Consider the following 4,566-nt stretch of genomic DNA (forward strand, 5'->3'; position numbering starts at 1 on the left):
TCTCGGCGAGGAATCCGACGTGCCCCATGTTGATCCCGAGGATCGGGACGGTCCCGCCCCGGACGATTTCGGCCGCGCGCAGGATCGTGCCGTCACCGCCGAGAACGATGGCGAGCTCGATGTCGTCGATGCCGACATCGACCCCGAGGGTCTGGACGCCCTCGAGCGAGAGACGCTCCGCGAGCTCGGGCCGGTCGTCCGCGGACACCACCGGGGTGGCACCGGCCGACCGCACGGCGGTCAGGATGCGCTCGGCGGCGTGGACGGTGTCGTCGCGGCGCGCGTGGACGACGAGGAGGATTCGGCGATCGCTGGGGGTCATCGGCTTCCGGTCAGTCGGGTCACGGTGCTCTCCCATTCTGAGGGGTCGGTGCCGTGTTCGGCCGAGAACCACGCGACGTACTCCTGGTTGCCATGCGTTCCGACGACCGGGGAGGAGACGATGCCGACGGTGCGCAGACCGACGTCCCAGGCGGCCCACAGCACCCCGTGGACCGCATCGGAGCGCACCGCGGGGTCGGTCACGAGGCCGCCCTTGACGGCGGTGCGTCCCGCTTCGAACTGGGGTTTGACGAGCAGGACGATCTCGGCGTCCGGGGCCGCGGACGCGGCGATCGCGGGAAGGACGTGGGCGAGGGAGATGAACGACAGGTCGCCGGTGACGATACGCGGGCGCTCGGCGACCCCCGTCGCGGAGGCGAGGGAGTCGGCGGTCATGTAGCGCACGTTATACCCCTCGACCGACACGACATCCGGATCGGATGCCACGACGGTGGACAACTGCCCGTGACCCACGTCGACGGCCATCACCGGACGCGCTCCCCGCTCCCGGAGCACCTGAGTGAAGCCTCCGGTGGATGCGCCGAGGTCCAGCGCCACGCGCCCCTCGACCTCGATCGGGAACGCGTCCAGCGCGGCGAGAAGCTTATGCGCCGCGCGGCTGACGTAGTGGTCGTCGCCCGCGACGTCGAGCACCTGCGTTTCAGTGACCTGGGCCGACGCCTTCACCACCGCGCGACCGTCGACGCTCACCAGACCGGCCGCGATCAGCTGAGCGGCGTGCGAACGCGATCGCGCCAATCCCCGAGCGGCGAGCTCGGCATCCAGTCGCGGACTCACGGACGGGACGCCGACGAGTCGCCGGGAGCCGATTCGAGACGGCGGGCGAGCTCGTCGTGCACCGCCGCGTACGCGACGGCGCGTTCTGCGAGCGGCTGCTCCTCGATGAGTCGCAGGCGATCGATCAGATCGGGGGCGGCATCCGCGCTGGTGCTGTCCGACATGGATGCCATGCTATCGACGTCAGCGCGCGCGGAACGGGTCGGCGTACAGCTGCGGGGGCACGCGGAATCCGAAGATGGCGCGTCCCGAGTTCCAGATGGCCGCTGCTCCGGCTCGGAGCAGGTCGATCGGACGCCCCTCCGAGACGATGCGCAGATCGACCCCGTCGATCTCGACCACGGCGTCTCCCACGCGGGTGCGCTCGCCCTTGACGACGGTCGCCGGGTACGGCTCGAACAGCTGCCGCAGGTCCTCGACGATGTAGTCCGGTCGCTGGGTGGGCGGAGCGGCCAGCACCTGCTTGGGCCGGTCGATGCCGGTCAGCACGAGCAGCGAGCGCATCTGCGCCGTTCTGGCTCCCTGGATGTCGGTGTCGAGGCGGTCGCCGATGAACAACGGCGATTGCGCCCCGGTCCGCGCGACCGCCTCGTCGAAGATCGGGCGCTCGGGCTTGCCCGCGATCGTCGCGAGCCGGCCGACGGCGGTGTGCACAGCCGACACCAGGGTGCCGTTGCCCGGCGCGATCCCTCGCGCCTGGGGGATCGTCCAATCCGTGTTGGTCGCGACCCAGGGGATGCCCCCCTCTTCGAGCGGCGTCGCCAGCGCGTACGCCGCCTCGGCGAGCTGCGCCCAGCCGACCTCGGGTGCGAACCCCTGGACGACCGCGGCGGGGTGCTCGTCGGCGCTGCGCGTCACGACGAACCCGGCCTTCTCCACCTCGACGACGAGACCCTCCCCGCCGATCACGAGCAGGGTCGAGCCGGCAGGGACGAGGTCTTTCATGAGTCTCATCGCGGCCTGGGGGCTCGTGGTCACGTCGTTCGCGGTGACGCGCAGGCCCAGGGACGACAGGTGCTCCGCGACCGAGGCATCGGTGCGCGAGGCGTTGTTCGTGATGTAGCCGAGCGTGCGCCCCTCGCTCTGTGCCCGGTTCAGGCTGTCCACGGCGTGGGGCAGCGGGCCCGGGCCGGCGTAGACGACCCCGTCCAGATCGGACAGGACGACATCGACCCCGTCGAGGGGAGTCGGCCGTTCGGCCGCCCGGCGGAAGATCACCGCTGCTCCTCGCTCTCGGACGCACGCGATTCGGCGTCGACGACTCCGGACTCGTCCTCGGTCGGCTTCCCGGCTCCGTCATCGACGACGTCCGCCGCCTCGTCCTCGACGGGGATGACTCCGGATGCCACGTCCACACCGCCGTCGTCATCGATCAGGTCGATCTCCTCGACGACGATGACCTCGCGGTCCGCGATCCCGGCGGCGGCGTCGAGCGCCTCGGCCGCGATGTCGGCGCGCCGCTCCCACTCGGCGGCTTCGGCGTCTCGACCGAGCTCCTCGAGCACGGCGGCACGGGCCGAGAACAGCGCCGGGCTCCACTCGAAAGCACGGTCGGGGTCGGCTTCGGGGATCTCGAGCTCCTGGAGAGCCCGGTCGGGCTGGCCCAGATCGAGTCGGGCACCCGACATCGCGATGGCGAGCTGGACACGAACCGGGACCGACAGCGTCGAACGGTCGACCGCACGCCCCTCCTCGAGCGCGCGGTCGGGACGACCGACGCCGCGTTCGCTGTCGACGATGAGCGGCAGCTGCTCGTCGGACCCGGTGATGCGGCGGTGCGTTCGCAGCTCGCGCAGGGCCAAGGCGAAGTCGCCCACGGCGTAGGCGGTGATCGCGACCGTTTCACGGACGACGCCGACACGGCCCGCGCTCCGCGAGGCCGCGAGGGCGTGCTGGTGCGCCAGGGCGGGGTCTTCGTCGATCAGACGCGCCGCCATCGCGAGGTGGCGCGCCACGTTGTCGGCGTTGTCTTTGCTCAGCGTCTTCAGCTCGTTGCGCGCGGCGCCGGGCAGATCGAAGGCGGTGACATCCTCGGGGAGCTCCGGACCGCGTTCGCGACGGTCCTGCGGCGGGCGCGTCGCACGGGCGTCATCGCGGTCGAAGCGTCGCGGCGCTCCCGCGCCGGGACGGCTGTCGCGCGACGGACGACGGTCGCCGCCGAAACCGCGGGAGTCGCCGTCACGGCGGAACGGACGATCACCGTCACGGCGCTCCGGGCGGCCCCCCTCGCGACGGAATGGACGCGCATCCCCCTCACGGCGGACAGGGCGTTCACCCTCGCGGCGGAACGGACGATCGCCGTCACGACGAACAGGACGCTCACCGTCCCAGCGAACGGGACGCTCACCGTCACGACGCTCCGGGCGCTCCCCCTCCCGACGGAACGGACGATCGCCGTCACGACGAACAGGACGATCGCCGTCACGACGAGCAGGACGCTCGCCCTCACGGCGGAACGGACGCGCATCCCCATCGCGGCGGACAGGACGGTCACCCTCCCGACGTGCAGGGCGGTCGCCCTCACGTCGCGCGGGGCGCTCTCCGCTCTGGCGGAACGGACGGTCGCCGTCCCGGCGGGCAGGGCGGTCGCCATCTCGGCGGGCAGGGCGGTCGCCATCTCGGCGGAAGGGCCGCTCGCTCCGGTCCGCGGAGTCACCCCTTCCGGAGGACTGTCCTCGGCCGAACGAACGGTCACCGGAGCGGCCTTCGTTACCCTTGCGCTCGTTCGCGTCGTCCGTCGACATGACTGACCTCCCGGAAGAAAACTACCCCGTAAATGCGAAATGGCCACCCAGCGTTGGGTGGCCATTTCGGCTGAAAAGAAGTCCGGCGGTGTCCTACTCTCCCACAGGGTCCCCCCTGCAGTACCATCGGCGCTGAGAGGCTTAGCTTCCGGGTTCGGAATGTGACCGGGCGTTTCCCTCTCGCTATGGCCGCCGAAACACTATTGATGTGTCTCAAAAACCAACAACGATCTGTTTCATTGTTGTGTTGTTCCCGACCGTACATCGAGAACCACTCAGTGGACGCAAGCACCAAAAACGGTGTGTTATCAAGTCATCGGCTTATTAGTACCGGTCAGCTTCACGTATTACTACGCTTCCACATCCGGCCTATCAACCCAGTAGTCTGGCTGGGAGCCTCTCACCATAAATGGTATGGAAGTCTCATCTTGAGGCCGGCTTCCCGCTTAGATGCTTTCAGCGGTTATCCATCCCGAACGTAGCTAATCAGCGGTGCTCCTGGCGGAACAACTGACACACCAGAGGTTCGTCCAACCCGGTCCTCTCGTACTAGGGTCAGATCCTCTCAAACTTCCTACGCGCGCAGCGGATAGGGACCGAACTGTCTCACGACGTTCTAAACCCAGCTCGCGTACCGCTTTAATGGGCGAACAGCCCAACCCTTGGGACCTACTCCAGCCCCAGGATGCGACGAGCCGACATC

General features: G+C 69.2%; 5 protein-coding genes and 2 rRNA genes. All 7 read right to left on the reverse strand.

Annotated elements, in window-relative coordinates:
• Positions 1–322: NAD(+)/NADH kinase (locus QZ433_RS03960; RefSeq protein WP_295780119.1), on the reverse strand; the 322-nt coding region annotated here is incomplete at its 3' end.
• Positions 319–1,119 carry a TlyA family RNA methyltransferase gene (locus tag QZ433_RS03965; RefSeq protein ID WP_295780120.1) on the reverse strand — a complete coding sequence of 267 codons (801 nt, stop codon included), beginning with the start codon at positions 1,117–1,119 and terminating at the stop codon, positions 319–321. The genes QZ433_RS03965 and QZ433_RS03960, both read right to left, overlap by 4 nt.
• Positions 1,116–1,283, reverse strand: coding sequence for a hypothetical protein (locus tag QZ433_RS03970; RefSeq protein WP_295780121.1), 168 nt, complete (start codon positions 1,281–1,283; stop codon positions 1,116–1,118). Before QZ433_RS03970 ends, QZ433_RS03965 begins: the two co-directional genes overlap by 4 nt.
• A gap of 19 nt (positions 1,284–1,302) precedes the next feature.
• Entirely contained in the window at positions 1,303–2,334 is a 1,032-nt protein-coding gene (locus QZ433_RS03975) for an HAD-IIA family hydrolase (RefSeq protein ID WP_295780123.1), read from the reverse strand.
• The gene (locus tag QZ433_RS03980; RefSeq protein WP_295780122.1) at positions 2,334–3,074 is read right to left on the reverse strand and encodes a hypothetical protein; all 741 of its coding nucleotides are present in this window, start codon (positions 3,072–3,074) and stop codon (positions 2,334–2,336) included. The genes QZ433_RS03975 and QZ433_RS03980 overlap by 1 nt, the downstream gene beginning before the upstream one ends.
• A gap of 869 nt (positions 3,075–3,943) precedes the next feature.
• A 5S ribosomal RNA gene (gene rrf / locus QZ433_RS03985) occupies positions 3,944–4,060 on the reverse strand.
• A gap of 107 nt (positions 4,061–4,167) precedes the next feature.
• Positions 4,168–4,566 (reverse strand): 23S ribosomal RNA (locus QZ433_RS03990); the annotation flags it as partial.

This window comes from uncultured Microbacterium sp., assembly GCF_913776565.1.
Lineage (GTDB): Bacteria > Actinomycetota > Actinomycetes > Actinomycetales > Microbacteriaceae > Microbacterium.

Coding starts and splice junctions, on each gene's coding strand:
- QZ433_RS03970 (WP_295780121.1), bottom strand. CDS start 1,283: ATGTCGGACAGCACCAGCGCGGATGCCGCCCCCGATCTGATCGATCGC.